This window comes from Rhizobium sp. SEMIA4064, from assembly GCF_003025035.1.
Classification (GTDB): domain Bacteria; phylum Pseudomonadota; class Alphaproteobacteria; order Rhizobiales; family Rhizobiaceae; genus Rhizobium; species Rhizobium paranaense.
Genome location: NZ_PYJN01000010.1, coordinates 41011 through 67289, shown reverse-complemented (window position 1 = coordinate 67289; position 26279 = coordinate 41011). Strand labels below are relative to the sequence as shown.

Genomic DNA, 26279 nt, shown 5'->3' with positions numbered 1-26279 from the left:
GGTTTTTGAAAATTATCGCGTGGAGCTATATCGCGGCACTGGTTGCCGTGACCCTCGCGCATCTCAATTTACAGGCCGAACTGGGCAATCCCTTCAACATGTATCGTGCCGGCGCACTCTGCGTCGCGGGCATGCTGGCGCGCCTTGCTTATCCGCAATCGCCCTCCTTCACCTGCCTGTTGATGATCGGCAGCGTCTCGGTGCTCGGCTTCTCGCATTTCGTGGCGAATGGAAGTTACGGTTCTCCGATGGATATCATCGTGGACATGTCCGGTGGCCTCTGGGGCATCGCGATCGGCGCCGTCCTTAGCAAGCTGATATCGCCGTCCTCGAAGCGAACCGTTCTGTATTAGTCGGACGGCCCTTCACCTTACATCAATCCAGTTCGCGATGTCGTCAACGGCGTCGACTTGGTCTGCGTGCCGCACACGCACGTTCAGCATTGAACTTCCGCGACTTCCAAGAGCGCGCTGCAGCCGGAACAGATTTCCTAATCCGAAGTGATTATTACGTAGATAGCATTACGGGAACCTTACATTTCGGTAACCTTACTATCTGTATTTGCAGATGTGGCTTTCCTGCAACTTAAAATGAAAAATCAAGAAAACGTCATTCTGTGAAAAATATATCATATTACTTTGAAGGAATTCGGTCTTAATGACGAACAGAAGCGGGTGGGGCCCGTTTCTCCCGAGTCGGGGTTTTTAACAGGGATAGGGTGAGGCACGTCGGTTTTTCGGCGCGATGGCCTGTGCCCAATCTATATTGGATTGGAGTTTTTATGAATATCAAGAGCCTTCTTCTCGGCTCCGCTGCTGCCCTCGCAGTAGTTTCAGGCGCACACGCTGCTGACGCTGTTGTTGCTGCTGAGCCGGAACCGCTCGAATACGTCCGCATCTGCGACGCATACGGCGCCGGCTATTTCTTTATCCCGGGCACTGAGACCTGCCTCAAGATCGGCGGCATGGTCCGTACCGAAGGCAAGTGGTACAACGCCTACAACCCGGCTGACCGTTTCGGCACGCTGTGGCACACCCGCGCTCAGTTGAGCGTTGACACCGCAAGCGACACCGAATTCGGTCCGCTGAAGACCAACACCATCTACCGTTGGGATTGGCAGGAAGGTGGCTCGACCACCACGAAGCTCCTGTTCGCCAACATCAGCCTCGCTGGCTTCACCGTTGGTAAGCTCGACTCGCAGTATAACCTGTACATGGGTTATGCCGGCAACGTCATCAACGACGACGTGGTCTATGACGGCCCGTACGAACTCAACCAGTTGACCTACAACTACGACGCAGGCAACGGCTTCACCGCTGTTATCTCGCTCGAAGACTCCAACTCCGGTTCGGGCGCCAAGGGCGTCAACGGCGAAGACAGCTCCGACCATTACGCTCCGGACGTTGTTGCCGGTGCTGGTTATAAGGCTGGCAACTTCGGCTTCAAGATCGTCGGCGGTTATGACTCGATCGTTGAAGAAGGCGCTATCAAGGCTCGCGCCGATGCCGACTTCGGCGTCTTCAAGGCGTTCGTCATGGGCGGCTGGAACACGGACGGCGACAAGCTGAACAAGTACGCCAGCGCAAACGGCGCCGGCCCGGCCAAGGGCATCGGCTGGGGCGATTGGGCTGTTTGGGGCGGCGTCACCGTTCCGTTCAACGACAAGCTCCAGGCCAACGCTCAGGTTGCTTACACCGACTCGAAGATCTTCGCAGCTACCGCCAACCTTCGTTGGAACCCGGTCAAGAACCTGCTGGTTCAGCCGGAAGTTTCCTACACCAACTGGGACTCCATCAACCAGGACCAGTGGGCTGGCGTTCTGCGCTTCCAGCGTAGCTTCTAAGACCTCGTTTCTGAGATCTGATCTGACTTGACCCCTGATCGGATGGGGGCCGGTCCAACTTCCAGCGAAGTTGGGCCGGTCCTTCCGAGTTAGGGTATTCTTACATTTTAGAGCAACTACCAACCGGATGCATCACATCCGGAGGTAGATTTTTATTTTCGTCATATTATATATAATGATATTCTCATTTGCATGACCTGACCTCTCCAATGCCAGGACAATGGCATTGTTTCGGGGGCACTGTCCGCAGAGGGCCAAGAAGCTGCAAGCAGTTCTCGGAAGGTCTTGAAGCAAAAGCGAGAAGCCTCCGCCCACAACGAAGGTTGTGATGATGCGCTGCGAAAGTATCAACATTATCGACAAGCCGTCTTTTTTGTCGTAGAGAGGCCGCATGTCATTCACCTGCGCAAATGCCTCGCGATTTTATTCGTACCGCTGCTCTCAGCGGAGGCGGGCGCGTGCGTAGGTAAAATCGACGCAACGACATAGACCCGAACAGCCGCTAGTCCTACCTGGCGGCTTTTTTGTCGGCACGGTATGACCCCAAAAAGGAACCGATACCGTGTTGAATTCCACTGATGATTTGCGAATTGTCGAGATCACTGCCCTCACCTCGCCCTCCCGTATCATAGAGGAGATCCCGCGGGATGAGGCCGTCACCACAACCGTGACGGAAGCGCGTAGCGCCGTCCATCGCATCCTGAACAATGACGACGATCGATTGATCGTGGTGATCGGCCCCTGCTCCATCCACGACCCTGTCGCAGCGCGCGACTATGCCGCCCGCCTGAAAGAACAGCGCGACCGGTTCGCCGACGATCTCGAAATCATCATGCGGGTCTATTTCGAGAAGCCTCGCACCACGGTCGGCTGGAAGGGCCTCATCAACGATCCTCATCTCGACGGAAGCTACCGCATCGAAGAGGGATTGCGCATCGCCAGAAGCCTTTTGATCGACGTCAACGAGATCGGGCTGCCCGCCGGCTGCGAATATCTCGACACGATCACGCCGCAGTACATTTCCGATCTGGTAAGCTGGGGTGCGATCGGTGCAAGGACGACCGAGAGCCAAGTGCATCGCCAACTCGCGTCTGGCCTTTCATGCCCGGTCGGCTTCAAGAATGGCACGAATGGCGATGCAAGGATCGCGCTCGATGCGATCGTGGCGGCCTCGCAGCCGCATCATTTCCCGGCGGTGACCAAGGAAGGCCTTGCAGCGATTGCCTCGACACGCGGCAACGAGGATTGCCACCTCATTCTGCGCGGCGGCAAGCAACCCAACTACGACGCGGCCAGCGTGCAGGCAGTATCGGCGCAGGCTCAGCAGGCCGGACTTGATCCGCGGATCATCATCGATGCCAGCCATGCCAATAGCGGCAAGAACCCCGAGAACCAGCCGATGGTCGTCAGCTCCGTCGCAGAGCAGATATCTGCCGGCGACCGTCGCATCAAAGGCATGATGATGGAGAGCAATATCGTCGGCGGCCGCCAGGATCTGGTGCCCGGTAAAGCGCTGGTCTATGGCCAAAGCATCACCGACGGCTGCATTGATTGGCCAACGTCCGTCCGCACGCTGGAGGAACTGGCCCGAGCCGCACAAACACGGCGGCGGATGGCCCGCCAATAGCATTTCCGATCAAGGGGTCGTTCACCGATATACATTGGTGAACGACCACCGGTCGCTTTCAAGCTTGCCCTCACCAGGCGCCTCAGGACAAGCCTCCTCCTCCGTTTCAGGATCGCCTACCGACAATCAGTTTTAGCGATCCCTCGAATTCCGGCTGCGCACGCAGATGCCCGTATTTGGCATCCCATGTACCGTCCTTGAGATCGCGTCCGAGATCGAAGGCGAAGCGGTCGCCGATCGAAGCATCGACGAAACTCCAGGCCGAGTTGGCGAGACGGGCACCCGGCTCCAGCAGGCGTTCCGGGCGCCCGTAATAGGCCTCGCCGAAACCGTCCGTGCAATGGAGCGGGATCGGCACCGGAATGACTTTGGCATTGCCTCCCAACCCCTCGCTGATGGTCGCTATCTGCGGGTAGCGGCGTGCCTCCACCGCGATCACTTCCGGCGCATAGTCAACGAGCCAGAAGCGATCGAGTTCGTCCGGATCGGCGGTGAGGATCAGGACGGGACCGCGCGTCACCCGCCGCATCTCAGCAAGCCCTGCCGCCAGATCGGACCACTGATGCACGGTGAATGTCGCCATGCAGGCATCGAAACTGCCATCAGCAAAGGGAAGCTTCTCGCCAGTGGCGTCAATGGCTGCAGGCAGATGCACCGGCCGCTGCGCCCGCATCGATGCAGACGGCTCAACCGCCGTCACCGCGCGATCAACGGGCTCATAGGAGCCGGCGCCAGCACCGACATTGAGGACGCTGCGGGCATCGCCCAAGGCGGCCTGGATGAACGCCGCAATATGCGGATCCGGCTGGCGATATTTTGCGTAATTCGTGCCGATCACGCCGTAGTTCGCGTCACCTGCGCTGCCGTCCTGATGTCTGCTGGCCATCATCTCTTCATCCTCATTGTCTGGCTGGGCTGAGCAGCCTCGCGGTTCGTCAAGCATAGCGTTGCCATCGCCGAAAATGCTCGCGCATTCCGAACGTCATTGTTCCCTCAATGGGAAAATTTACATTGTAAGCAGGACAAAACATTATGGCGCACAGGAAGAAAACCGATATGATCGAACAAAAGCTGTTCGGAAATCTCACATGGCCCGCCGCATCCCATCCCTTAACGCCTTACGTGCCTTCGAAGCCGCCGGCCGGCATGGACGGATGACGCTGGCGGCGGACGAGCTAAACGTGACGCATAGCGCCGTCAGCCGGCAGATCCAGCATCTCGAGGATGTGCTGGGTGTGCCGCTATTCGAGGGGCCGAAGAACAAACTACGGTTGACGGAGGCAGGCTCGACCCTGTTGTCGGGCTTGGTCTCCGCTTTCGATCAGATCGATATGTCGGTGCGGTCGGTAGCCGATACGGAAGACGGATCACTCGACGTCTCCTGCCCCGGCACCTTTACCATGCGCTGGCTGATCCCGCGGCTTTATCGATTTCAGGCCGAGTATCCCAATATCGAAGTCCGCCTGACGGCATCGTCCCGTCCTGTCGATTTTGCGCGCGACGGCTTCGATGTTGCGATCCGGGTCGGGGCGGCACCCTGGCCGCAGGGCGCGGAGGTCATCGCGTTGTTTCCGGAGCAGACAGGCCCCGTTCTTTCCCCTTCCCTCGAAAGAACCGCCTCCGAAAATTTCGCTGGCGTTCCGCAGCTTCATACCAGAACCCGCCTTCGCGCCTGGGGTGACTGGCTGTCGCGGTCTGGCGCGCCGGTCGAGGCCGGAGGGCGCGTGGAATATGAGCATTTCTACTTCATGCTGGAGGCTGCCAGTGCCGGCCTTGGCGTCTGCGTAGCACCTTGGCCCTATGTGACCGACGACATCCGCTTCGGCCGCCTCGCCGCGCCCCTGGGCTTCATCGACAGCGGACATCATTACGTGGCGCTGCGGCGTGCCCGGCGCAATCGAAAATCGGTCCTGTTCTGCGAATGGCTGCAGAAGGAAGCGCAGGCATTTTCAGCCTCGCATCCCGCCCTGACGAGTTAGGCGCGGCGATAGTGAGCCAGACTCACATAGTGCTTTCGTGGCCCTTGCACATGCCATATCTCGGCCCAGGCATCCGGCCCGCGAAAGAAGAGACGGCCGCGATAGAGATCGGGGCCACATTGATGGACAAAGCGCTGCGAGGCGCCATTTCCGATGCGAATGAATTCGGTGAGGTCGGGGAAATTGACGGTGACATGCCCGGCCTCGCTATCCAGCCGGTAGGTACGGCTGCTCCTAAGCGTCGCATGGTCCATCATCGTGTCGCCATGCTCCTCGAACTGGTGCGGCGTGACGAATGCCTGTCCTTCGAAGAGGATAAGGGAGGCGTTGAGGCGGTCGATGACCTTCCGCCTCACGTCCCACGTGCCGAGATAGGGTCTCAGCCGTTCATCCATGACCGCCCCCGGCGGCCAACGCATCCGTCATTCAGGAAGCCGCGCGCTGCGTAGTAGCATCGGACTGCCGGGCCGGCAGCTTCCAGCCGGGGCGAACGAAATGGCAGGTATAGCCGTTCGGGATGCGCTCCAGATAATCCTGGTGCTCCGGTTCGGCTTCCCAGAAATCGCTTACCGGCGTCACTTCGGTGACGACCTTGCCCGGCCAGAGACCGGAAGCGTCGACATCGGCGATCGTGTCCAGGGCGACCCGCTTCTGCTCGTCGCTCGTATAGAAGATCGCCGATCGATAGCTCAGGCCGACATCGTTACCCTGGCGGTTGCGTGTGCTCGGATCATGGATCTGGAAGAAGAATTCCAGAAGGTCGCGATAGCTGATCTTCTCGGGATCGAAGGTGATCTCGATCGCTTCCGCATGGGTGCCGTGGTTGCGATAGGTCGCATTGCGGACGTCGCCGCCGGTATAGCCGACGCGCGTCGATATGACGCCGTTATAGCGGCGGATGAGGTCCTGCATGCCCCAGAAACAACCGCCGGCGAGAACTGCACGTTCCGTAGTCATCGGATATCCTCCACTTGGTCGAGATAGGCGCCATAACCCTCGGTTTCCATGCGATCACGATGCACGAAACGGAGGGAGGCGGAGTTGATGCAATAGCGCAAACCGCCGCGATCCTCCGGCCCATCCGGGAAGACATGGCCGAGATGGCTGTCGCCATGGATAGAGCGCACCTCGGTGCGCAGCATGCCGTGCGAGATGTCGGTAAGCTCGTTGATATAGGCAGCTTCGATCGGCTTGGTGAAGCTCGGCCAGCCGCAACCCGAATCGAACTTGTCGGACGAGGCAAACAGCGGCTCGCCCGATACGATGTCGACATAGATGCCGGGCTGCTTATTGTTCAGATATTCGCCCGTGCCCGGACGCTCGGTACCGCTTTGCTGCGTCACGCGGTACTGCTCGGGAGACAGCTTCGCTATAGCCTCGGAAGTCTTGCTGTAGTTCTGCATTCCTGTTCTCCTTACCCTCAGACGCATATTTCGAACTCAGCCAGGTACTACGAGAGAACACTGGATATCGTTACAGACATCAAGCTCGATGAGCGTCGCGGGAGTGGTTGCGACGGAAATATAGGTATGGAGCAAGGGATTTGCCATATCGCACACAGCAGCGTGATGCGCCGGCCATCTAGCGGCGATCATTCATCCCAGTCGCAGGCAGCGGTAAAAATAGCCGCCAAGGCCTCAATGCCGGCCTGGTCGTCGGCGTCGAAGCGGCGGGGGAGCGGGCTGTCCAGATCGATGACGCCGAAGACATAGCCTTCGCGAAACAGCGGCACCACCAGCTCCGACCGGGAGGCGGCATCGCAGGCGATATGACCCGGGAAAGCATGCACGTCTTCGACAAGGATCGACCGCTCCTCCTCGACCGCCGTCCCGCAGACGCCGCGGCCGACGGCAATGCGCACGCAGGCCGGCTTGCCCTGGAACGGCCCGAGCACGAGTTCGTCATCCGACTGCAGGAAATAGAAGCCGGCCCAGTTGAGGTCCGGTAGCATCTGATAGATCAGCGCCGAGGTGTTGGCGGCGTTGGCGATCGGATCGGACTCACCGTCAAGCAGCGCCTGCAACTGGCCGGCAAGTTCGCGGTAGAATTCAGGTTTGCTGCCGTGCTGGATCGTCTTTTCTGTAAACATCGGATTGCTGCCTTTCGGTTATGTCGTTACCGGCCGGATTGTTTTCAGTCCTTGTCGTCGGGCGGACAGGGCCAGCCTTCCGGCGTTTTCAGCCCGGCGGGCAACTTGGTCGCTTGATCGCCGCAGGCAAGATTGATCTGCTGTTGCTCCAGGCCGGTGGCGGCCGAGAGATCGAGCCCTTCGATACGCGTCAGATACATGAAGGCGCCGCTAAAGGCGACCGGACCCTTGATCGTCGCGCCGCTCAGAGCGGCGCGGGAAAGATTGGCGAGTGAAAAATTGCTCCCCGTCAGCACCGCCTTGTCGAAATCAGCGCGGCCAAGCTCGGCCTTCTGAAAATCCGCGTTGGTAAGCTGCGCGCCGCTAAATTCCGCCCGTTGCAGCTCGGCACTGGCGAATCTGGCGCCGTTGGCCAGGACATTGGTGAAATCGGAGCGGTATGCTTCGATTCTCGAGAAATTCGCCGCCTCAGCCCGCGCATTCTTCAACCACGTGCGCACCAGCGTTGCCTTCTCCAGATTTGCCAGTGTGAGATTGGCGTTGCTAAGGTCGGTGCTGTCGAAATGAGCACCGACAAGATTGGCTCCGTGCAGGTCGGCGCCCTGCAGCATAATATTGTTTTTGCTGCATTCGCTCCAATCGAGACCGGGCGAAGCCACGCTGCCGCAATCGCCGGCTCGTGCAGAATTGTGGGCGCCGGATGCGAGCAGGATTGTCACTGCCAGCGCCAGCCCGGAAAGACCGGCAACGACGCCCCTATCCCTCGCTGCAAACCAATTCAAAGCCGCGCCGCCGGCATTTCGTCCCCGCCAAGACCGCATCCTTGTCCCTCGCTTCTTCATGCGGGCGCCTCCTCAGCATCGAGTCAACCACCCCGCTCCAATTTTGTATATAGGTGTTTTTCGCCCACGAAAAACGCCCCTGCCACAAAAGGATATCTGTTGCCGCAGCCGTTATCAGCGGTTCGTTGCGAGGATAAAAACCCGTGAGCCACGGATAAGCAAAATCGGCAAATTCGGGAACAGCGCCGCGCCCAGGGAGCAAAGCTGCCCGAAACGAGAAGTGGCCTGGTCGAGGGAAACGACCAGGCCACCATGGGCGCAGATTGGAGGTCAATCTAATCTAGCAAGCTAATAGTAAGTCAGACTTAGCTTTTGTCAACAAGCATGTGGTGGGGCGTTCCTATCGCCGCCACACAGGCAATTCTCACATCGGTAAACTCAAATAGTGACAAAAAATTGGGCCGCCTTTCGGGGACGAGGGGGCGGCCCAGTGGCTACCGGAGCAGCCACGTAGGCGGAGAGTCGCCTAACGGTTAGATAATATCATTAAATTTTTGAATCTCAACGAAACTATTTTAATTAGTTGAATTGAATTTTAACTAAAGAGCCTAGACCTAAACGTCTAAACCATTCGGCCTCAGAACCGGTCGGACAAACTATTCTCACCGACAGCTCATCCGAAAAGCACCGCATCAAGGCTGGCCAAGTCTCTTACCTCCTGATCAGGCCGCATAGCGCCACGCCCAGACGAGCCGGACGTTAAAAGAAATAATCGGTGAAGAATTCGGCTCTGACGTCCGAAAAGTCATGACCTCCACCAGAGGTGGAGGTTTGAAACGCTGCGCTTGAACCGCTAGAAGCGGTTTTGCTATAGGTTAGTAGCTAGGATTAAAGAGGTCGGCAAAGTCGGAAGCTTTGTCGGCCTTTTCTTGATTACGGATATAGCGTCTGACGACCTGCTCATCGTAGCCAGTCGTGGACACGAAGTACCCACGCGCCCAAAAGTGATATCCCTTGTAGCGCCGCTTGCGGGCACATTTGTTGGCAACGTAAAGCGCCGTCTTGCCCTTCAAGAAGCCGACAATGTGCGACACCGAATATTTCGGCGGGATCGATATCAGCATATGCACATGGTCGGGCATCAGGTGCCCTTCCTCGATCCGGCAATCCTTTTGCAGAGCAAGCCTATGCAAAAGGTCACCCAACTCACGGCGCACGTCCCCGTAGAGTCTTTTCGTGCGGTATTTACTCGCGAAGACCACGTGATATTTGCAGTCCCACGTCGCATGTGATTGCGAGCGTTCATCCATAAAACCTCCGTTTCATGTCTCGGCCAGCCTAGCGGTCCAAGCACGGAGGTCTCTCAATTACTATGTAGAACTCGTCCAGTCCTCCACCGAAGGTGGAGGTTTATCTTGCTCACAACGAAAAAAGCCCGCGAATGCGGGCTTTTCAAGCTGGTCGGAGTGGAGTGATTCGAACACTCGACCCCCACGTCCCGAACGTGGTGCGCTACCAGACTGCGCTACACTCCGTGACCAGCGGCGCTTCTATAGACCAGCCATTTTTGATGCACAAGCACCAAAATCAAAAAAACCATTCGATTTTTGACGAAAAGATTACAAAGGCAATTGCTTAGAAAATCGGCAGGAAAACAGGTGGCAAACCGGCCGACGTGCGTAAGACGCAACACATTCAGCAAAATCCCACTTTGTACACGCGGATGGGAATTTTCTTTTGCCGGCTTTGGCGCTAAAGCCTTAGCGGGACAGGCGGAAAGGTCGTGGGACAGCGGCGCTTCCGCAGCCGATTGCGAGACAGAAGCTTCAAGGACGATACGATGAATATCCGCATGATTACCGCGGCGGGGCTGTTGCTGGCCCTGGCCGGCTGCACGACCACAAGCACAGCTCTTCCGACGATTGCGAGCAACCCGGTTCAGGACCGTTGGGAAGGCCAGTCGGCCGGCCGGTTCTTCGCCTCCTTTGGTCCGCCGCTTTCCGACCGCGACGAAGGCGGCAACCGCGTCTACACCTGGCGCGGCGGCTACAAGACGGTCAGCGTTGGCGGCAAGAAGGGTGCAAAGAAGGGCAAGCTCTATCTTAGCTGCAAGGCCGATATCGTCACCAACCAGAGCTATGTCATCCGCTCGATCCACATCCTCGGCGACCAGCCTGGCACCAACGGCTCCTCTTACTGCGCCGAACTGCTGGCACCGCCGGAAAAGGCAAGCTGAGCCTCGAAATATCGAGGACGGAATATCGCAGGCGGCTCGAAAGGGTCGCCTGTTTTCGTTTGGTGAACTCGAGCGGTTCAGCGTTCCACGGAATCGCTTTCCCGCTCTATCCCATTGTTTTGACGCATTCCGGATGGAAAGCGGCTCACGCACTTTTCCTGGAACTGCTCTCGGCATCGAAATTACGCGTGCTATTGCAGCGTAGGCTTTGGCTCCATATCCAGAGCGAAAACTCCCATCGGATCAGGGAGTGAGCTACCTTCCAATCCGGTCGCCACGACGGAGAGCCGGAACCTGCCGTCAAGATTGGGGTCGAAGATCGCACCGATGACGATTTCCGCGTCACTTTGCACCTCGTCGCGAATGCGGCTCGCGGCTTCGTCGACCTCGAAGAGCGTCATATCCGAACCGCCGGAGATCGAGACCAAGACACCCTTGGCGCCTCGCATCGAAACGTCATTCAGCAACGGGTTCGCGATTGCAGCCTCAGCCGCTCTCATCGCCCGGTCGTCCCCCGTGGCTTCGCCCGTGCCCATCATCGCGCGGCCCATGCCACGCATGACCGATTTCACATCGGCGAAATCTAGATTGATCAGGCCTTCCTTGACGATGAGATCGGTGATGCATCCGACGCCGGAATAAAGCACGCGATCAGCAGTCATGAAGGCATCCGCGAACGTGGTCTTTGCATCGGCAATGCGAAACAGATTTTGATTGGGAATGACGATGACCGTATCGGCTGCCTGCCGCAGCGCCTCGATGCCGAGTTCCGCTGTCTTCATGCGGCGATTGCCTTCGAATGTAAACGGTTTCGTGACAACGCCGACGGTCAGGATGCCGGCCGAGCGGGCAGCATGAGCGATGACCGGTGCGGCACCGGTCCCTGTTCCGCCGCCCATTCCGGCGGTGACGAAGCACATGTGCGAGCCGCTGAGATGATCCATGATCTCATCGATCGACTCCTCGGCAGCCGCGTGGCCAACTTCCGGCAGCGAACCGGCACCGAGACCTTCCGTTACATTTGCTCCGAGTTGGATGCGGCGTGATGCCTTCGATGTCGCGAGGACCTGAGCGTCCGTGTTGGCCGCGATGAAGTCTACACCCGCCAAATTTTCAGCAATCATATTGTTGATCGCGTTACCGCCACCACCGCCCACGCCAATGACAGTAATGTGTGGTCTTAGGCCTGCAATGGCGCTCTTGGCATCCGTCATGTTCCACTCCCCTCATTCGTCTTGATCGCACGTCTGTCGCTTCGAACAGCGATTCGCGCGTCATCGTAGAGTCGCAACAAGGCGTTGGCGGGGCAATGGAGTTTGCGCAGCCGAATGCGAGACGGAAGCTCAAGGGCGCTACGATGAATGATATTTCTTAGCTGCGAAGTCGATATTGTCACCAACCAGAGCCATGTCATCGCGCGGCCCACATGCGCGAGCATTTTCGAGGTTGTCCCGAGGTGGCGATCTTTTTCTACGCATACAAAATCTGCGCAGTCCCGAAGAATTGGCAGGCGCTACGATTGCAGAAGCAGTCGATCTGACGATGCAGAACCATCTACGCCACGAGTTCACCGACCATGATCAACTGCTAATGGTAGGTATCCGGCGAAAGGAGGCTCGCCGCAGGGGGCCAGCCGAAGATAGACGCGATGATAGCATTGTGGAGGAAGCTCGACATCCTTACCCACTAATTGCGGCTCGACCGCTTTGATCGGCGGGCTTTTCTTTTGTCTCGCAACAGGCACAATGCGCGTGTAAGGAGAGTCGTCGCGCATGAACGATCATATCAAACAAGACATTCTCTTAAAGATAAGGCAAGTTGCCGCCACTAATGGCGGCAAGCCTCCCGGTGTTGCCCGCTTTGAAGCGACTACCGGCGTAAAGCGCCACGCGTGGCAAGGGAAAATTTGGCGCAATTGGAGCGATGCAGTTGTCGAAGCCGGTTTCACTCCGAATGAACTTCAGGGTGCCTGGCGCGCGGAAGAGATACTTCGGATAGTTGCGGATATCGCGAAGGCCCTCGGTAAATTCCCGACAAGTAATGATCTCAAATATGAGCTTCATCAACGCCCGAACAGCCCCGATGCAAAGACGGTTCTCGCAAAATGGAACATGTCGGATTTAGCGTTTGCGCTCGCCGAGTATGCCGACCGGCAGGGCGAAAATGAGGTTTCGGTCTACGCCCGAGCTTATGCTCCTCGCCAGCGCAATCGTGATGACGACGCCGAAAAAGCAGATAACTCGCTGGGCTACGTCTATATGCAACGCCACGGCACCGACTACAAGATCGGCTACACTACGTCGCTCAATAAGCGCGGCCGACAAATCCAGATCGAGCTTCCTCAGGAAATAGAGCTTATTCACTCAATCCTCACCGATGATCCTACAGGCGTTGAAGCCTACTGGCACAAACGATTCGCTGCGAAGCGGACGCGCGGCGAATGGTTCAGGCTAACGAAAGCCGATGTCACTGCTTTCAAACGATGGTCAAAGATTTGGTGAAGTATCATGGAATGGGTTTTGCCGCTCATCGGTGGCCTTGGTCTCGGATCGCTATTGAAGTCGGTTATTGACAATTTCAATAGTCGTAGGGCGGTGATGAAGGACCGCCTTTATCAAGAGAAGCGTGAAGCCTACCTTGGGCTACTCGCCGCACTTCATAAAGCAGCAGTGAGCCACTCAGACGAGAATTCGAAAGAGTTTGCCCTTTGGCAGACCCGTTGCCATCTATTCGGATCGCCGGACGTGTCGAAATTTGCCCAAGACATCATTGATACGAACGACCGGCCACGAATCGAACGGGAAGAGGCGTTTAAGGGCTTGCTACAAGCCATGCGGAAAGACCTTCAGCCATGACGCCGAAGGCAGCCTAAAGGCCCATATGGAACATCCACAAGGATGTCACACTTAGGGGTTCTTAAACCGCTATAATCTACTGATTTTATTGGCAAAATAAGCAATGGCTGGGGCGCCTGGATTCGAACCAGGGGATGGCGGTACCAAAAACCGCTGCCTTACCGCTTGGCTACGCCCCAACAGTGCGACATGGCGACTATTCGCGCCAAATCGGCGTCTGATTAGCAAAGGTCGCATCCGGTCACAATCATTAAGTTATGCGTGAGCGCATATTTCTGTGTGCTTCCGGCAGGGCTATGATAGGGCTTGCTGTTCCAAAATCCACTCAGGAGATCCAATGAGCCAGTTTCGCGCCCGCCCTCCGGCCGTCCCTTCGGTGCTTGTCGATGACGCCATGGTGCGCATTACCCGTTGGGATTTCGAGCCGGGCGCCGATACAGGGCATCATGTGCATGGTCTCGGCTATGTCGTGGTGCCGATGACGGATTGCCAGTTCCTGATCGAGGAAGGGCCGGAAAGCCGGCGCGTCGATCTCGCCAAGGGTGCTGCCTACCGGCGCGATGCCGGCGTCGAGCATAATGTGGTCAATGCCGGCTCCGAACCGATGTCCTTCATTGAAATTGAATACAAACGATGAGCGTTCCTGAATTCGATCTTGCCTTCGAGCCCGCCTATGGGCGCGCCGTGCCCATTGCGCCCGGTGTCGAACGGCTGACGGTCAACAATCCCAGCGCTTTCACCTTCCACGGCACCAACAGCTATATCGTCGGCGGTTCGTCGGTGGCGGTCATCGATCCCGGCCCGGAGGATGAGGCGCATTTCGCGGCGCTGATGGCGGCGCTGAAGGGGCGCGAGGTGACGCATATCTTCGTCAGCCACACCCACCGCGACCATTCTCCGCTCGCCAAGCGGCTGAAGGAGGCAACGGGTGCCCTGACGGTCGGCGAAGGGCCACACCGCGCGGCGCGGCCGCTGCACGAGGGAGAGATCAATCCCTTCGCCGAAAGCTCCGATACGGATTTCCGGCCGGATATCGCGCTTGCCGACGGCGAAAGCGTCTTGGGAGACGGTTGGCAATTAACTGCATTGCTGACGCCGGGCCACACGGCCAATCACGCCTGTTTTGCGCTGGAAGGCAGCGGCATCGTCTTTTCCGCCGATCATGTCATGGCCTGGGCAACGACGATCGTCGCGCCGCCCGATGGCTCCATGGCCGACTATATGGCGTCGCTCGAGCGGCTGCTTGCCCGCGATGACCGCCGGTTCTTTCCCGGCCATGGCGGGCCGGTGATGGAACCCGCCTCCTTCGTGCGCGGCCTCAGGACCCATCGGCGCATGCGTGAGCGCGCCGTGCTGGAGCGGATCAAGGCCGGCGATCGTGTGATCCCCGACATGGTGAAAGCCATCTATCGCGACACAGACCCCCGCCTGCATGGCGCAGCCGCGCTCTCGGTGCTGGCGCATCTGGAGGATCTGGTGGGAAAAGGCCAGGTGGAGACGGACGGGCCGCCGGCTCTCTTCGGAACGTATCGGCTGGCGTGAGCGGCTTCAGCTTCCGGCGATGCCAAGGAGTTCGGCATCCAGCGCCTTCAGATAGGTTTCGGCTATATTGGCGCTGATGCCGAGATCGTCCTGGCCATAGCGGGAGGCGACGCGGACATCGACAAGCGTCGTCTCCGCCTCTTCACGCAGGCGGATCAGCACATCGAAATTCAGGCCAAGAAGGCGGGTGCGGATCTCGCCCTGCAGGACGACGTCGGAATTCTGGCGGATCAGGTCCGCCACGCCATCGCGAAAGGGGCGCGGCGTCGGCACGGGGACGACATCGGGCATGTCGGTGACGGCAGTGTCGTCCGGTGTCGGAGTCTGATTCTGCCGCGGCGCACGACGCTTCGGCTTTTCATAGCCATTCGGATCAACGACATCGGCGCCTTCTGCCTTGACGATGGTGATATGGTTGTCCTTGGCGACTTTGCGCACCGCTTCGAGCACGCGGTCGATAGCGCCTTCGTAGCGACGCCCGGTCAGGGCCGGATAGGCGGCATATTGCGCCTCGCGGTCCTCTGCCGTCACAAAATGCCTTGCCGGCAGCCAGATCTGCTTGGCCTGCGGCGCCGCCAGCCATTCCGGAGCGTCAACGAGATCGGTGGAGACGTCATAAATGGCGGGCCGTGTCCAATAGCGCTCCACGCCGATGCCGACGATCACCAGCGGCAGCGCGGCATAGATCAGCGCCCTGAAGGCCGAAACGCCACCTATGGCGGCAACCCGCCAGAGCTGCGTCAAGCCAATGACGGCGAGCAGCACCGCCACCGCGGCAAAGCCAGCGGAAATCAGCATCAGCAGGACGAAATAGGGCGTTTCCAGCGGCCCGAATCGATGGCCGACCAGAATTACCCCGCACAGCACCAGCGCAAAGGATGCAATCAGGCGCGCGGCACGGGCGGCATGCGAAACGGGACGGTCGAAGCGAATGGTCATCAAGAACTCGTCGGCACGTCGGATCGGAAGGCGGATGCACTCCAATCCCGAAGGTCGACCCCATGTTTAGAACAAGAAATGGCGAAAATAAATCAGATCTCGATGGGGATGATTAACACGCGAACGCAAGCCAATTGCAGGGGTAGCCGACGCAAAATGTGAGTACTTGCTTAAATTCTGAAAAAGGGCCATGCTTTTTAAGGTTTTACTGAGGCCATGAAAGGACTTGAGGAGATGGAAACGACGCAATCGCCGGACATCGCCGCCAAGCCGTTGCCTGCAGCCGCCGGCACGGTCGCCGATGCCGCCGATCCCACCCTGCCGCTCGAACTCCTTGAGCTGGAACTATCGCTCGAAGGTTTTTCCGGTGGCGAGGAAGCCTTTTGCGAAGCAGTGCGACATGCCGCCCGGGCTGCCCATGGCGAATTCCTGTTCGATCTCCCCGCAACGGGATTGATATCGGATTGCCGCCGGCTTGCGGTTCTGCGGATCCCCGAGGATAGCGAGACCATGCGCGTCATCTTCGCGGTGCTCGACGAGGACGATGCGGAAATCCGCCTGCTGCAGCCGGATGAGGAAACCGAGCCCCTGCTCCGCTTCGCCGATGCCTTCGTCAATCTGCTGCAGCGCCTGCCGGAAAGGCCGCGCGGCGACGCTTGAGCGGCCAAGCCCCTCCCCACGCCGTTCAACGGTTCGTGATGAACCGGCGGCAATATACCTTTCGCACCTCATTGCGGGAGATTATAATTCCTGCGTGCATATTTGTGCCGAGGATATCGAGTCATGCGTATTTTTCCCGCACTCTCCCTCATTGTCATGGTTCTGACGCTGTCAGCCTGTCAGACAGCTGAGGAGATTCGCGCGGCGGATGAAGCGAGATGCAGCAGCTACGGCTTCCGCCGCGGCACTGAGAATTTCGCCAACTGCCTGATGAATCAGGACCTAAGCCGGCGCGCCGATCAGCGTGCTTTCATGGAAAGCAATGATGATTTCTTCTGGGGGCCGTCCGTCGTGGTCGGGCCGGGATACTATCACCGCCGTTGGTATCATTGACCGCTTCGCTTCTCCCGGCGACGAAAGCTATGCCTTGCCTCTGATCGCCGCCTGCGCTGCCGCAAGCCTTGCGATCGGCACGCGGAAAGGCGAACAGGACACATAATCCAGCCCGATCTCCTCGCAAAAGTGGATCGAGGCCGGATCGCCGCCATGTTCGCCGCAAATGCCGAGCTTCATATCATTGCGCGTGCGGCGCCCGCGCTCCGCAGCGATACGGATCAGCTCTCCCACGCCATCGAAATCGAGCGAGATGAAGGGATCATGCTCTATGATCCCCTTGCGCTGATAGGTGGGGATGAAGGCGGCGGCATCGTCGCGCGACATGCCGAAGGTAGTCTGCGTCAGGTCGTTCGTGCCGAATGAGAAGAATTCGGCCGCCTCGGCGATGATGTGCGCGCGCAGGGCAGCGCGCGGCAGCTCGATCATCGTGCCTACGAGATAATCGATCTTCATCTTGGCTTCCGTCATGACAGCGCGGGCCACCTCATCGATACATGTCTTGACGTAATCAAGCTCCGAGCGCAGGCCGACCAGTGGCACCATGATCTCCGGCACAACCGCTGCACCTGTCTCCTTTGCCGCGGAGACCGCCGCCTCGAAGATGGCGCGAGCCTGCATTTCGACGATTTCGGGATAGGAAATCGCCAGGCGGCAGCCGCGATGACCGAGCATGGGATTGAATTCATGCAGCGCATCGACGCGCTGGCGCAGCATGGCCGGCTCCATACCCATGATGCCGGCCACTTCGGCGATTTCCTCGTCCGTCTTTGGCAGGAACTCGTGCAATGGCGGGTCCAGCAGACGGATGGTCACCGGCAAGCCGTGCATGATGGTGAACATGCCGGTGAAATCGAGGCGCTGCATCGGCAGGAGCTTGGCGAGTGCGGCACGCCGGCCCTCCTCGCCTTCCGCGAGGATCATCTCGCGCATGACATGGATACGGTCGCCTTCGAAGAACATATGTTCGGTGCGGCAAAGGCCGATGCCTTCGGCGCCGAAGGAACGGGCAGCACGGGCATCTGCCGGCGTATCCGCATTCGTGCGCACCGTCATGCGGCGCGAATGATCGGCCCAGGCCATGATACGGCCGAAATCGCCGGACAGTTCCGGCTGGATCATCGGCACCTCGCCCTTCAGCACCTGACCGGTGGAGCCATCGATCGTGACGATGTCTCCCTTTTTCAGGGTGACTCCGATGCCGATCAGCTTTTCGTTGCGCATGTCGATGCGCATGGTGCCGGCGCCGACGACGCAGGGAATGCCCATGCCGCGGGCAACCACCGCCGCATGGCTGGTCATGCCGCCGCGCGTGGTGAGAATCCCTTCCGCGGCATGCATGCCGTGAATATCTTCCGGGCTCGTCTCGATGCGCACGAGAATGACCTTGCGGCCTTCCTCTTCGGCAATGATCGCCTCCTCGGCGGTGAAGACGACCTCGCCGGTCGCTGCCCCCGGCGAGGCGGGCAAGCCGGAGCCGATGACCTCGCGGTGCACGCGCGGATCGATCGTCGGGTGAAGGAGCTGGTCAAGAGTCGAGGGTTCGATGCGCGAAACGGCCTCCTCCTGGGTGATCACACCTTCGTCGACCATGTCGACAGCGACCTTCATCGCCGCCTTGGTGGTGCGCTTGCCGGCGCGGGTCTGCAGCATCCAGAGCTTGCCGCGCTCGATGGTGAATTCCAGATCCTGCATATCGCGATAATGCGATTCCAGCTCAGCGCAGATGCGGCGGAATTCGCCGAAGGCTTCCGGCATCAGCTTTTCCATCGACGGTCGGTCGTAGCCGGAGGCGATGCGGGCCGCCTCTGTGATGCTCTGCGGGGTGCGAATGCCGGCGACGACATCCTCGCCTTGCGCATTGACCAGGAATTCGCCGTAGAGTTCCTTCTCGCCCGTCGAGGGATTGCGGGTGAAGGCAACGCCGGTGGCAGACGAATTGCCGAGATTGCCGAAGACCATGGCTTGGATATTGACCGCCGTGCCCCAGGCCTCCGGAATATTGTGCAAATGCCGATAGGTGACCGCGCGCGGGTTCATCCAACTGGAAAACACCGCACCGACGGCGCCCCAGAGCTGCACCTCAGGCTCCTGCGGAAAGGCCTCGTCCAACTCGTCTTCGATGACGGCCTTGTAGAGCGAGACAACATGCTGCCATTCGACGGCGGAAAGATCGGTATCGAACTCGTGGCCGAGGCGGGCCTTTTCATCCTCCAGGATTTCCTCAAAAATCTCGTTGTCGAGACCCATGACGACATCAGCATACATCTGGATGAAGCGGCGATAGCTGTCCCAGGCGAACCGGGCGTCGCCGGCATCATGGCCGAGCGCCTGAACCGTGTCGTCGTTGAGGCCGAGATTGAGGACGGTATCCATCATGCCGGGCATGGAGGCGCGTCCGCCGGAGCGCACGGAAACGAGCAACGGGCGAGCCGTATCGCCAAACTTGCGCCCGGTGATCGTCTCCATCTGCTTCAGCCCTTGCATTACCTGCGGCTTCAGATCTTCCGGAACGTTGCGACCGTTCTTGTAGTAGAAAGCGCAGGCTTCGCTGACGATCGTCAAGCCAGGGGGAACCGGCAGGCCTAAGCTGCACATTTCAGCAAGATTGGCGCCCTTCCCCCCGAGCCGCTCATAATCCTTGGCGCGACCCTCGGCCTTCCCGTCGCCGAATGTATAAACCCACTTCGTCATTTTCCCCCGTCCAACTCCCAAGGTTGAACTTAATTCATTGAGGCGGAAATGAAAATCGACAAATGCGGCAAAATGTTGCGTCGCACAATAAATATCGGATCACAGCGTTGAAAATCACGCCATCGCAATGGATGCGTAAAGCGGCACCTGACGCAAGACACCCGCCCCACTAACTAAAATCATGAAGATCAGAAACGTGATTCATAAGGGGCTGCGCCGGTTCATCGATGAGGATGATGCCTCCGGCTTGCAACCGGCGTTCGTGCCGAAACTGCGACGAATTATTTCGTTCCTCCAGGACATGGAACAGGAGGAGGAATTGCGGACGGTGCCGAGTTGGAAAGCGCATCTGCTCACCAGCGACCGCAAAGGCACCTGGAGCCTCTTGTCACGAAAAACTGGCGGCTGACGTTTCGGATAGACCGGATAGAAATTGAGATCATCGACCTCGATTATGAAGATTATCACTAGGAGGCGGCAATGAACGCTGCACAGGGCATCCGCATGAAAAATCCAGCCCATCCGGGCGGGTTCGTCAAAAGCGAGATTATTGAAGCTCTTGAGCTTTCCGTCACCGACGCGGCCAAGGCGCTAGGCGTTACACGCCCAGCCTTGTCCGCGCTTCTCAACGAAAGAGCCCACCTATCGCCAGAAATGGCGCTCAGAATCGAGAAGGCGTTTGGCGTATCTATGGATACCCTGATGCGGATGCAGAATAGCTACGACATTGCTCAAGCCCGCAAGCGGGAGGGAGAAATCAAGGTGGCACCATTCAAAGGCAAACCAAACGATCCGCCATCGACCGCGACCTAACGGCCGGATACAGGCGACTAAGCCCCCGCCTCCCGCTTTGCCAGAATCTTGTCAATCCGCATGCCGTCCAGATCGACGATCTCGAAGTGCCAGCCATCGAATATGAAGCTCTCGCCGACCTCCGGGATATGGCCAAGCTGGTAGAGGGCAAAGCCGGCGAAGGTATGGAAATTGCTGTCTTCGGAGCGCTCCCGCAGGCCGAGCCGCTGGAAGGCGTCATAGGCTGGCATCATGCCTTCGATCAGCAATGAGCCGTCGGCACGCTCGACGATATCCGGCCCCTCGTTCTCCATATTCGGCAAGTCGCCGGCGATGGCTTCCAACAGGTCCGTCTGCGTAACGATACCCTCCAGGCTGCCATATTCATCGATGACCATGGCGAGACGGACGGGCGCGCGCTTGAAGCTTTCGAGCACCTTGAAAACGGCCGTCGCTTCGTGAACGATAAGGGGCTGACGCATGACCGCTATCGGATCGAGCGATTGGCCGTTCAGGAGCTGATCGAGAAGATCCCTCTTCAGGATCATGCCGATCGGTTCGTCGATCGTCCCGCGACCGACGAGGAGCTGTTCGAACCGGCTTTCGCGAATGGCCTTCAGCATCTCCTCCGGCGTGTCTTCAGCGTCGATCCAATCGACCTCCAGCCTCGGCGTCATGATATCGGAGACATCGCGATCGCCGATGTTGAAGACACGTTCGACCAGTTCCTGCTGCGCCTGTTCCAACAGGCCTGCCTCCTGGCTTTCGGCCACCAGCATTTTAATTTCGGCAGGGGAATGCAGCGAGCCTTCGCCGGCGCCCGGCCGCAGCCCGAAGAGGCGCAGAACCAGATTACCGAGACCATTCAGCACCACAATCGCCGGGCGCAGCAGAAATAGGAACAGGCCAAGCGGCCGCACGACGCCGAGCGCGGTGCCTTCGCTGCGCTGCAATGCCAGGCTCTTCGGCGCCAGTTCGCCAAGAACGATGTGCAGGGCGGTGATGATAACAAAGGAAATCGCGACGGCGACGGCGTGCGACCCGGCAGCAGCCCAGGTGCCAGGCAGAAAATCGAGAAGCGGCTGCAACAGATGGGCAAGCGCCGGCTCACCCACCCAACCGAGAGCGAGCGAAGATATGGTGATGCCGAGCTGAGTGGCCGCGAGGTTGGCGTCGAGATTGTCGACCGCCCGTTGCAAGGCGGTTGCGTTCGTCCGCCCTTCGGAGACCAGTTCGGCCACGCGGCTGCGCCGAACGGAGACAAGCGAAAATTCGGCCGCAACGAAGAAACCATTGGCGGCGACGAGGAACAACACGGCGAATATTCCGAGGAAATCGAAAATACCGCCATCAAATCCAGACATGCTTCCCTTCCGGGCGGATTAGCGCCACGTATTATTGATCGAAAAGAAATCTAACACGCTTTCCGGCTGTGCGGCAGCCGAAGCAGCAATTTCTTGTCGATATGGAAATAGTTTTTCTTTTTTCCAATCGGAAAAAGGCGCCTCAAGCGATTTCCCGCAGCTGCTCCGCAGTCTGCAAATCAACGGAAACAAGCTGTGAGACACCCTGTTCGGCCATGGTCACGCCGAAGAGGCGGTCCATGCGCGCCATGGTAATGGGATTGTGGGTAATGACCACGAAACGCGTCTCGGTCGAGGCGGCCATCTCGTCCATGAGATTGCAATAGCGCTCGACATTGTGATCGTCGAGCGGCGCGTCCACTTCGTCCAGCACGCAGATCGGCGCCGGGTTGGTGAGGAAGACGGCAAAGATCAGCGCCATCGCCGTCAGCGCCTGTTCGCCACCGGAAAGCAGCGTCATGGTCTGCGGCTTCTTGCCCGGCGGGCGGGCGAGGATTTCGAGGCCCGCCTCCAGCGGATCGTCGGATTCGATCAGTTGCAGCTCGGCCGTGCCGCCGCTGAAGAGATGGGTAAACAGCCGCTGGAACTGCACATTGACCACGTCGAAAGCTGCGATCAGCCGCTCGCGGCCTTCGCGGTTGAGGCTCTGGATCGCACCGCGGAGCTTACGAATAGCGTCGATGACATCGTCGCGCTCCTTGATCAGGGCGCGCAGCCGCTCGGTCAGTTCCCTGCTTTCCTCCTCGGCACGCAGGTTGACGGCACCGAGGCGCTCGCGTTCGATCCTCAGCCGCTCCAGCTCGCGCTCGACCTCACGCAAATCAGGGACGTTTTGCCCCGCCGACAGGCCGGCAAGCCGCAACACCTCGTGCGGTTCGACATTCAGCGCCTGACGGATGCGCAACTCGCTTTCCTGGCGACGCTCGCGGGCAGAAACCAGCCGCTCCTCGATGCGGCCGCGCTTTTCACGGCTTTCCGCCAGTTCTGACAGTGCTGTGGCCGCCTGGCGATCGGCCTCGCGCTGAACGATTTCCGCCTCGACCAAGCGGTCGGCCGCGGCGCGGCGTGCCTCCTCGGCCCTCTGCAATTCATTCATCAGGCCACGACGCTTGTCATCAAATTCATCCGGAGCGAGGTCCAGCTCGGCGGCCTCATCACGCGCCTCTTCCTCGCGGTCGCGCAAGGTCTGGATATGCTCTTCGGCACTGGCGGCGCGCTGGCGCCAACCGTCACGCTCCTGCCGGATCGCCAGGATGCGGCGCTGCCGCGCCTCGTTTTCCCGATTCAGCCCTTCGTAACGGGCACGCGCCTCGGCGAGCGCGCCGCGATCTGTCGCGACATCCACCTGCTGATCGCGCAGCCTGAGATCGATGGCCGCCAGATCGGGTGCATCCTCCAGTTCGATGCGAGCATTTTCATCCCGCACCGTTACCTCTTCCATCTGCGCCTGCAGATGGCTGGCGGCTTCCGAAATGACGTCGCGACGGCGGATGAGATCGCCGGAGGCACGCTCCGCCATCGCCAATGCTTCGCGAGCCTCCGCGAGCTGGCGGGCAGCAAGCCGGCTGGTATCGCGAGCGGCAACAAGACGGCCTTCCTCGGCTCGGATCGCATCACCGGCAATCGCCAAGCGCTCCTCGGCCTCGGCCAGGACATCGCGCGCCATTTCGGCTTCGGCCTCGAGCTCAGCAAGACGATTTTTCTGTGCCAGCCGCAAAGCCGCCGCGCTGGGGGCGTCTGCCCCGGTCACATGCCCGTCCCAACGAAATACGGCGCCGTCCTTCGTCACCAGCCGCTGGCCCGGCTTCAACGCCGGCATGAGATGCAGGGCATCTTCGGCAGCGACAAGGCCAATCTGGCGAAGACGTCGCGTCAATGCCGCCGGTGCCCCAACATGCGAGATCAGCGGCACGACGCCTTCCGGCAAGGCGGGATCGGTTGCGCCGCTGCCATTGTCGGACCAATAGACCGGCGCCTGCGGATCCAGCGGCGATTCCAGATCGTCGCCAAGCGCTGCGCCGAGCGCGATCTCGAAGCCACGATCGACGCGCAGCTCTTCCGCAACAGGTGCAAATGTGGCCGCGGTAGCTCCCGCCGCCAGCATATTGGCGATCGTACGCGCTTCCGTCTCCAAGGCATTCAACCGCGAACGGGCTTGATCGACCGGCGTGCGCGACAAAGCTTCGGTTTCACGGGCCCTGGAAAGGGCCGCCTCGACGAGCTGGATCGCCGCCTCGGCATCGACCACGACGGTTTCGGCAGCTTCGACCACATCGCGCTTTTCGCCGGGGTCCGGCAGGGCAGCTATCTTTTCCTCGATCGCGTCAAGCTCGCGGCTGGCCTCGTCCATCTGGCGTTCCAGCCGCATCTTGCGGTCGGCGAGATCGCGGATGGCGCGCTCGAGCTGATTGCGGGCGGCAGCGGCCTCGGCGCGCTCGGCAGTCAGCGTGGCAAAGATACGCTCGCTGTCGGCCAGCTTGGCGGCTGCCTCATCGAAAGCCTCGCGTGTCTCCTCGGCAAGCCGACCGGAATCGGCGAGGATGTCGGCAATATCGGCTTCCTCCGCATCGAGCCCGCCCAGAATCTCCGCATTGTCGGCAACAAGGCGCTCTTCACGGCTGATATCTTCAGCCAGTTGCGCCAACCGCCGGGTCAGCTCGTCTCGACGGCGCAAAATGCGGTTGGCATCCTCTTCAAGCTGGGTGCGAGCGATCTGCAGACGCTGCAATGCGGCAGCGGCTTTCGCCTCCTCGTCGCGCAGATCCGGCAGCTTGAAGCTGGCGATACCCTGCGCCTTTGCCGCCTCCATCTGTATCTGCGCCTTTTCGGCGACCAGAACAGTTGCCTGGTTGAGGGCGCTGTCAGCCTCCGCTTCCGCTTCCTTGGCCTGTTTCCAGTGGATATGCAGGAGCATGGCCTCACGGGCACGGATGTCGGCGGAGAGCATCTTGAAGCGGTTGGCCTGACGCGCCTGGCGTTTCAGGCTCTCGATCTGGCTTTCAAGCTGCGAGGTTACGTCGTCGAGACGCTCGAGATTGCCCTCGGCAGCGCGCAAACGGAGTTCCGCCTCATGCCGGCGCGAATGCAGGCCGGAAATGCCGGCCGCTTCTTCAAGAAGCTGCCGGCGCGCCTGGGGCTTGGCCTGGATCAGCTCGCCGATACGCCCCTGCCCGACCATCGACGGCGAACGCGCTCCGGTCGAGGCATCGGCGAACAGCAGTTGCACATCCTTGGCGCGGGCCTCTTTGCCATTGATGCGATAGAGCGAGCCCTGCTCGCGCTCGATGCGACGGGTCACCTGGATTTCGTCGCTGTCATTAAAGGCGGCGGGCGCCGTGCGGTCGCTGTTGTCGAGATAGAGCCCGACTTCCGCGGTGTTGCGCGCCGGGCGATTGCCGGAACCGGAGAAGATGATATCATCCATGCCGGAAGCGCGCATGTTCTTGTAGGAATTCTCGCCCATCACCCAGCGCAGCGCTTCGACCAGGTTGGACTTGCCGCAGCCGTTCGGCCCGACGACGCCGGTCAAACCGCGCTCGATGACGAATTCCGCCGGCTCCACGAAGGACTTAAAGCCGACCAGACGAAGCCTGTTGAACTTCATGGGTCAGACCTCCTTCTCCCCGAGCGGGAGAAGGTAACAGGCGGGCACAAAAAGGCGGGCGCGCAGGTTTCCCCGCCGCCCGCCGTTTCTAAAAGGCGCGGATCAGAGAAGGCTATCGATGAGCTTCGACATGGCACCAACCGACATGTCCCCTGCATAACGCTTGCCGTTGATCAAGAAGGTCGGCGTAGCATTGACGCCGAAGTCTTTGGCTGCACGTTCCCTAACTGAGTTGACATCATCCAGAAGCTTCTGGTTCGTCAAGCATTTCGTAAAGCTATCCTCAGTAAAACCGGCAAGTTTCGACATTTGCAGCAGTGCGGCGCGACCATCGACATCCGGCGACGCCCAGGCGATCTGCTGCTTGAACAGCATATCGACCATCGGCAGGTACTGTTCCTGCGGCGCGCAACGGGCCAGCATGAAGGCAGCAGCAGCGCGCGGATCGAAGGGGAATTCGCGGATAATGAAGCGGGCCTTGCCGGTGTCGACGTATTTCTGCTTGATCGCATCGAAGGTGGTCGTGGCGAAATGCGCGCAGTGCGGGCAGGTCAGCGACATGTATTCCACGATCTTGACCGGGGCGTCTTCCTTGCCGAGCGCGATTTCCGGCAGCGGGCCGGGCTTCAGCACCTCGTTCATGTCGACGTTGCCTTCCGACGACGGAATTGCATCCTCCGGCGAAGCAGCGCTGTTGGTGGTCTCCTGGGCGCCGCCGACCGTAGTGGCATTGGCGGCGGATGCGGTGTCGGCAAAGGCAGCGAACGCCAGGGAGAGGGCTGTGACGGCGGTGCCGCCCAGCAAGTGGCGTTTGGTCAAGAGCATGTCAGACATCGGCATAAAGTCACCCGTCGTTTAAGAGGTCTTTGAATGGTTCACT

At 59.5% G+C, this 26279-nt stretch carries 27 protein-coding genes and 2 tRNA genes; 14 read left to right on the top strand and 15 right to left on the bottom strand.

Going from position 1 to position 26279, the window contains the following annotated elements; all coding sequences use genetic code 11:
• Window positions 1-5: 5 nt before the first annotated feature.
• From C9E91_RS05770 to C9E91_RS05755, 3 genes are all read left to right on the top strand, one after another.
• Entirely contained in the window at window positions 6-353 is a 348-nt protein-coding gene (locus C9E91_RS05770) for a hypothetical protein (protein WP_107107497.1), read from the top strand.
• Window positions 354-781: 428 nt separating this feature from the next.
• A complete protein-coding gene (locus C9E91_RS05765) occupies window positions 782-1843 on the top strand; it encodes a porin (protein ID WP_107107408.1) in 1062 nt (353 codons plus the stop codon).
• Between the two features lie 562 nt (window positions 1844-2405).
• A complete protein-coding gene (locus C9E91_RS05755; protein ID WP_107107406.1) occupies window positions 2406-3470 on the top strand; it encodes a 3-deoxy-7-phosphoheptulonate synthase in 1065 nt (354 codons plus the stop codon).
• A gap of 106 nt (window positions 3471-3576) precedes the next feature.
• Here C9E91_RS05755 and C9E91_RS05750 read toward each other — a convergent pair whose 3' ends face one another.
• Window positions 3577-4356, bottom strand: a complete 780-nt coding sequence (locus C9E91_RS05750; protein WP_107107496.1) for a class I SAM-dependent methyltransferase — start codon at window positions 4354-4356, stop codon at window positions 3577-3579.
• Between the two features lie 202 nt (window positions 4357-4558).
• On the opposite strand from C9E91_RS05750, the gene C9E91_RS05745 reads away from it, so the two are divergent.
• A complete protein-coding gene (locus tag C9E91_RS05745; RefSeq protein ID WP_107107405.1) occupies window positions 4559-5449 on the top strand; it encodes a LysR family transcriptional regulator in 891 nt (296 codons plus the stop codon).
• On the opposite strand, the gene C9E91_RS05740 is transcribed toward C9E91_RS05745, so the two are convergent.
• The 7 genes from C9E91_RS05740 to C9E91_RS05710 form a co-directional block, all read right to left on the bottom strand.
• A complete protein-coding gene (locus C9E91_RS05740; protein WP_146143979.1) occupies window positions 5446-5844 on the bottom strand; it encodes a DUF6314 family protein in 399 nt (132 codons plus the stop codon). The two genes, C9E91_RS05745 and C9E91_RS05740, sit on opposite strands and share 4 nt — an antisense overlap.
• Before the next feature lie 31 nt (window positions 5845-5875).
• The gene (gene msrA, locus C9E91_RS05735; RefSeq protein ID WP_107107403.1) at window positions 5876-6406 is read right to left on the bottom strand and encodes a peptide-methionine (S)-S-oxide reductase MsrA; all 531 of its coding nucleotides are present in this window, start codon (window positions 6404-6406) and stop codon (window positions 5876-5878) included.
• Window positions 6403-6852, bottom strand: coding sequence for a peptide-methionine (R)-S-oxide reductase MsrB (msrB, locus tag C9E91_RS05730; RefSeq protein ID WP_107107402.1), 450 nt, complete (start codon window positions 6850-6852; stop codon window positions 6403-6405). Before msrB ends, msrA begins: the two co-directional genes overlap by 4 nt.
• 188 nt (window positions 6853-7040) lie before the next feature.
• Complete coding sequence (gene msrC, locus C9E91_RS05725) at window positions 7041-7538, bottom strand: free L-methionine (R)-S-oxide reductase MsrC (protein WP_107107401.1); 498 nt, start codon at window positions 7536-7538, stop codon at window positions 7041-7043.
• Window positions 7539-7582: 44 nt separating this feature from the next.
• Window positions 7583-8380 (bottom strand): pentapeptide repeat-containing protein, encoded by a 798-nt coding sequence (locus C9E91_RS05720; RefSeq protein WP_245407433.1) that lies wholly within the window; start codon window positions 8378-8380, stop codon window positions 7583-7585.
• Between the two features lie 815 nt (window positions 8381-9195).
• The gene (gene tnpA, locus C9E91_RS05715) at window positions 9196-9630 is read right to left on the bottom strand and encodes an IS200/IS605 family transposase (RefSeq protein WP_107107399.1); all 435 of its coding nucleotides are present in this window, start codon (window positions 9628-9630) and stop codon (window positions 9196-9198) included.
• Between the two features lie 148 nt (window positions 9631-9778).
• A tRNA-Pro gene (locus C9E91_RS05710) sits at window positions 9779-9855 on the bottom strand.
• A 305-nt stretch (window positions 9856-10160) separates the two neighbouring features.
• On the opposite strand from C9E91_RS05710, the gene C9E91_RS05705 reads away from it, so the two are divergent.
• Window positions 10161-10556, top strand: a complete 396-nt coding sequence (locus C9E91_RS05705; RefSeq protein ID WP_107107495.1) for a hypothetical protein — start codon at window positions 10161-10163, stop codon at window positions 10554-10556.
• A 191-nt stretch (window positions 10557-10747) separates the two neighbouring features.
• Here C9E91_RS05705 and ftsZ read toward each other — a convergent pair whose 3' ends face one another.
• Window positions 10748-11770: a cell division protein FtsZ gene (gene ftsZ, locus C9E91_RS05700; RefSeq protein ID WP_107107398.1), complete on the bottom strand. Its 1023-nt coding sequence runs from the start codon at window positions 11768-11770 to the stop codon at window positions 10748-10750.
• A 193-nt stretch (window positions 11771-11963) separates the two neighbouring features.
• On the opposite strand from ftsZ, the gene C9E91_RS20145 reads away from it, so the two are divergent.
• The 3 genes from C9E91_RS20145 (at window position 11964) to C9E91_RS05685 (ending at window position 13411) form a co-directional block, all read left to right on the top strand.
• Window positions 11964-12266, top strand: coding sequence for a DUF2293 domain-containing protein (locus C9E91_RS20145; protein WP_107107397.1), 303 nt, complete (start codon window positions 11964-11966; stop codon window positions 12264-12266).
• 62 nt (window positions 12267-12328) lie between these two features.
• On the top strand, window positions 12329-13057 hold the full coding sequence (locus C9E91_RS05690) for a GIY-YIG nuclease family protein (protein WP_107107396.1): 729 nt from the start codon (window positions 12329-12331) through the stop codon (window positions 13055-13057).
• 6 nt (window positions 13058-13063) lie between these two features.
• Window positions 13064-13411 (top strand): hypothetical protein, encoded by a 348-nt coding sequence (locus C9E91_RS05685; protein WP_107107395.1) that lies wholly within the window; start codon window positions 13064-13066, stop codon window positions 13409-13411.
• Between the two features lie 104 nt (window positions 13412-13515).
• On the opposite strand, the gene C9E91_RS05680 is transcribed toward C9E91_RS05685, so the two are convergent.
• Window positions 13516-13590: transfer RNA gene (locus tag C9E91_RS05680), tRNA-Gln, on the bottom strand.
• Window positions 13591-13748: 158 nt separating this feature from the next.
• On the opposite strand from C9E91_RS05680, the gene C9E91_RS05675 reads away from it, so the two are divergent.
• On the top strand, window positions 13749-14048 hold the full coding sequence (locus C9E91_RS05675; RefSeq protein ID WP_107107394.1) for a cupin domain-containing protein: 300 nt from the start codon (window positions 13749-13751) through the stop codon (window positions 14046-14048).
• Window positions 14045-14953: an MBL fold metallo-hydrolase gene (locus tag C9E91_RS05670; RefSeq protein WP_107107393.1), complete on the top strand. Its 909-nt coding sequence runs from the start codon at window positions 14045-14047 to the stop codon at window positions 14951-14953. The genes C9E91_RS05675 and C9E91_RS05670 overlap by 4 nt, the downstream gene beginning before the upstream one ends.
• Window positions 14954-14959: 6 nt before the next feature.
• Here C9E91_RS05670 and C9E91_RS05665 read toward each other — a convergent pair whose 3' ends face one another.
• A complete protein-coding gene (locus C9E91_RS05665) occupies window positions 14960-15892 on the bottom strand; it encodes a DUF1499 domain-containing protein (RefSeq protein WP_107107392.1) in 933 nt (310 codons plus the stop codon).
• Between the two features lie 234 nt (window positions 15893-16126).
• Here C9E91_RS05665 and C9E91_RS05660 point away from each other — a divergent pair, with 234 nt between their 5' ends.
• Together C9E91_RS05660 and C9E91_RS05655 are read left to right on the top strand one after the other, a co-directional pair.
• On the top strand, window positions 16127-16552 hold the full coding sequence (locus C9E91_RS05660) for a hypothetical protein (RefSeq protein ID WP_107107391.1): 426 nt from the start codon (window positions 16127-16129) through the stop codon (window positions 16550-16552).
• A 123-nt stretch (window positions 16553-16675) separates the two neighbouring features.
• On the top strand, window positions 16676-16945 hold the full coding sequence (locus C9E91_RS05655; RefSeq protein WP_107107390.1) for a hypothetical protein: 270 nt from the start codon (window positions 16676-16678) through the stop codon (window positions 16943-16945).
• Between the two features lie 27 nt (window positions 16946-16972).
• Here the strand turns inward: C9E91_RS05655 and ppdK are convergent, their stop codons facing one another.
• The gene (gene ppdK, locus C9E91_RS05650; protein WP_107107389.1) at window positions 16973-19639 is read right to left on the bottom strand and encodes a pyruvate, phosphate dikinase; all 2667 of its coding nucleotides are present in this window, start codon (window positions 19637-19639) and stop codon (window positions 16973-16975) included.
• Window positions 19640-19820: 181 nt separating this feature from the next.
• Here ppdK and C9E91_RS05645 point away from each other — a divergent pair, with 181 nt between their 5' ends.
• Window positions 19821-20048 carry a type II toxin-antitoxin system RelE/ParE family toxin gene (locus tag C9E91_RS05645; RefSeq protein WP_245407432.1) on the top strand — a complete coding sequence of 76 codons (228 nt, stop codon included), beginning with the start codon at window positions 19821-19823 and terminating at the stop codon, window positions 20046-20048.
• 71 nt (window positions 20049-20119) lie between these two features.
• The gene (locus tag C9E91_RS05640) at window positions 20120-20452 is read left to right on the top strand and encodes a HigA family addiction module antitoxin (protein ID WP_107107388.1); all 333 of its coding nucleotides are present in this window, start codon (window positions 20120-20122) and stop codon (window positions 20450-20452) included.
• Between the two features lie 17 nt (window positions 20453-20469).
• Here the strand turns inward: C9E91_RS05640 and C9E91_RS05635 are convergent, their stop codons facing one another.
• From C9E91_RS05635 to C9E91_RS05625, 3 genes are all read right to left on the bottom strand, one after another.
• On the bottom strand, window positions 20470-21795 hold the full coding sequence (locus tag C9E91_RS05635) for a hemolysin family protein (protein ID WP_107107387.1): 1326 nt from the start codon (window positions 21793-21795) through the stop codon (window positions 20470-20472).
• A gap of 142 nt (window positions 21796-21937) precedes the next feature.
• Window positions 21938-25399, bottom strand: coding sequence for a chromosome segregation SMC family protein (locus C9E91_RS05630; protein WP_107107386.1), 3462 nt, complete (start codon window positions 25397-25399; stop codon window positions 21938-21940).
• Window positions 25400-25501: 102 nt separating this feature from the next.
• A complete protein-coding gene (locus C9E91_RS05625; protein ID WP_107107385.1) occupies window positions 25502-26239 on the bottom strand; it encodes a DsbA family protein in 738 nt (245 codons plus the stop codon).
• Window positions 26240-26279 lie beyond the last annotated feature (40 nt).

What these genes read in the sequence shown, in the direction of transcription:
- C9E91_RS05765 (WP_107107408.1), top strand. Translation starts at nt 782, where the DNA reads ATGAATATCAAGAGCCTTCTTCTCGGCTCCGCTGCTGCCCTCGCAGTA.
- C9E91_RS05750 (WP_107107496.1), bottom strand. Translation starts at nt 4,356, where the DNA reads ATGGCCAGCAGACATCAGGACGGCAGCGCAGGTGACGCGAACTACGGC.
- C9E91_RS05745 (WP_107107405.1), top strand. Translation starts at nt 4,559, where the DNA reads ATGGCCCGCCGCATCCCATCCCTTAACGCCTTACGTGCCTTCGAAGCC.
- C9E91_RS05740 (WP_146143979.1), bottom strand. Translation starts at nt 5,844, where the DNA reads ATGGATGAACGGCTGAGACCCTATCTCGGCACGTGGGACGTGAGGCGG.
- msrA (WP_107107403.1), bottom strand. Translation starts at nt 6,406, where the DNA reads ATGACTACGGAACGTGCAGTTCTCGCCGGCGGTTGTTTCTGGGGCATG.
- msrB (WP_107107402.1), bottom strand. Translation starts at nt 6,852, where the DNA reads ATGCAGAACTACAGCAAGACTTCCGAGGCTATAGCGAAGCTGTCTCCC.
- msrC (WP_107107401.1), bottom strand. Translation starts at nt 7,538, where the DNA reads ATGTTTACAGAAAAGACGATCCAGCACGGCAGCAAACCTGAATTCTAC.
- C9E91_RS05720 (WP_245407433.1), bottom strand. Translation starts at nt 8,380, where the DNA reads ATGAAGAAGCGAGGGACAAGGATGCGGTCTTGGCGGGGACGAAATGCC.
- tnpA (WP_107107399.1), bottom strand. Translation starts at nt 9,630, where the DNA reads ATGGATGAACGCTCGCAATCACATGCGACGTGGGACTGCAAATATCAC.
- C9E91_RS05705 (WP_107107495.1), top strand. Translation starts at nt 10,161, where the DNA reads ATGAATATCCGCATGATTACCGCGGCGGGGCTGTTGCTGGCCCTGGCC.
- ftsZ (WP_107107398.1), bottom strand. Translation starts at nt 11,770, where the DNA reads ATGACGGATGCCAAGAGCGCCATTGCAGGCCTAAGACCACACATTACT.
- C9E91_RS20145 (WP_107107397.1), top strand. Translation starts at nt 11,964, where the DNA reads ATGTCATCGCGCGGCCCACATGCGCGAGCATTTTCGAGGTTGTCCCGA.
- C9E91_RS05690 (WP_107107396.1), top strand. Translation starts at nt 12,329, where the DNA reads ATGAACGATCATATCAAACAAGACATTCTCTTAAAGATAAGGCAAGTT.
- C9E91_RS05685 (WP_107107395.1), top strand. Translation starts at nt 13,064, where the DNA reads ATGGAATGGGTTTTGCCGCTCATCGGTGGCCTTGGTCTCGGATCGCTA.
- C9E91_RS05675 (WP_107107394.1), top strand. Translation starts at nt 13,749, where the DNA reads ATGAGCCAGTTTCGCGCCCGCCCTCCGGCCGTCCCTTCGGTGCTTGTC.
- C9E91_RS05670 (WP_107107393.1), top strand. Translation starts at nt 14,045, where the DNA reads ATGAGCGTTCCTGAATTCGATCTTGCCTTCGAGCCCGCCTATGGGCGC.
- C9E91_RS05665 (WP_107107392.1), bottom strand. Translation starts at nt 15,892, where the DNA reads ATGACCATTCGCTTCGACCGTCCCGTTTCGCATGCCGCCCGTGCCGCG.
- C9E91_RS05660 (WP_107107391.1), top strand. Translation starts at nt 16,127, where the DNA reads ATGGAAACGACGCAATCGCCGGACATCGCCGCCAAGCCGTTGCCTGCA.
- C9E91_RS05655 (WP_107107390.1), top strand. Translation starts at nt 16,676, where the DNA reads ATGCGTATTTTTCCCGCACTCTCCCTCATTGTCATGGTTCTGACGCTG.
- ppdK (WP_107107389.1), bottom strand. Translation starts at nt 19,639, where the DNA reads ATGACGAAGTGGGTTTATACATTCGGCGACGGGAAGGCCGAGGGTCGC.
- C9E91_RS05645 (WP_245407432.1), top strand. Translation starts at nt 19,821, where the DNA reads ATGAAGATCAGAAACGTGATTCATAAGGGGCTGCGCCGGTTCATCGAT.
- C9E91_RS05640 (WP_107107388.1), top strand. Translation starts at nt 20,120, where the DNA reads ATGAACGCTGCACAGGGCATCCGCATGAAAAATCCAGCCCATCCGGGC.
- C9E91_RS05635 (WP_107107387.1), bottom strand. Translation starts at nt 21,795, where the DNA reads ATGTCTGGATTTGATGGCGGTATTTTCGATTTCCTCGGAATATTCGCC.
- C9E91_RS05630 (WP_107107386.1), bottom strand. Translation starts at nt 25,399, where the DNA reads ATGAAGTTCAACAGGCTTCGTCTGGTCGGCTTTAAGTCCTTCGTGGAG.
- C9E91_RS05625 (WP_107107385.1), bottom strand. Translation starts at nt 26,239, where the DNA reads ATGCCGATGTCTGACATGCTCTTGACCAAACGCCACTTGCTGGGCGGC.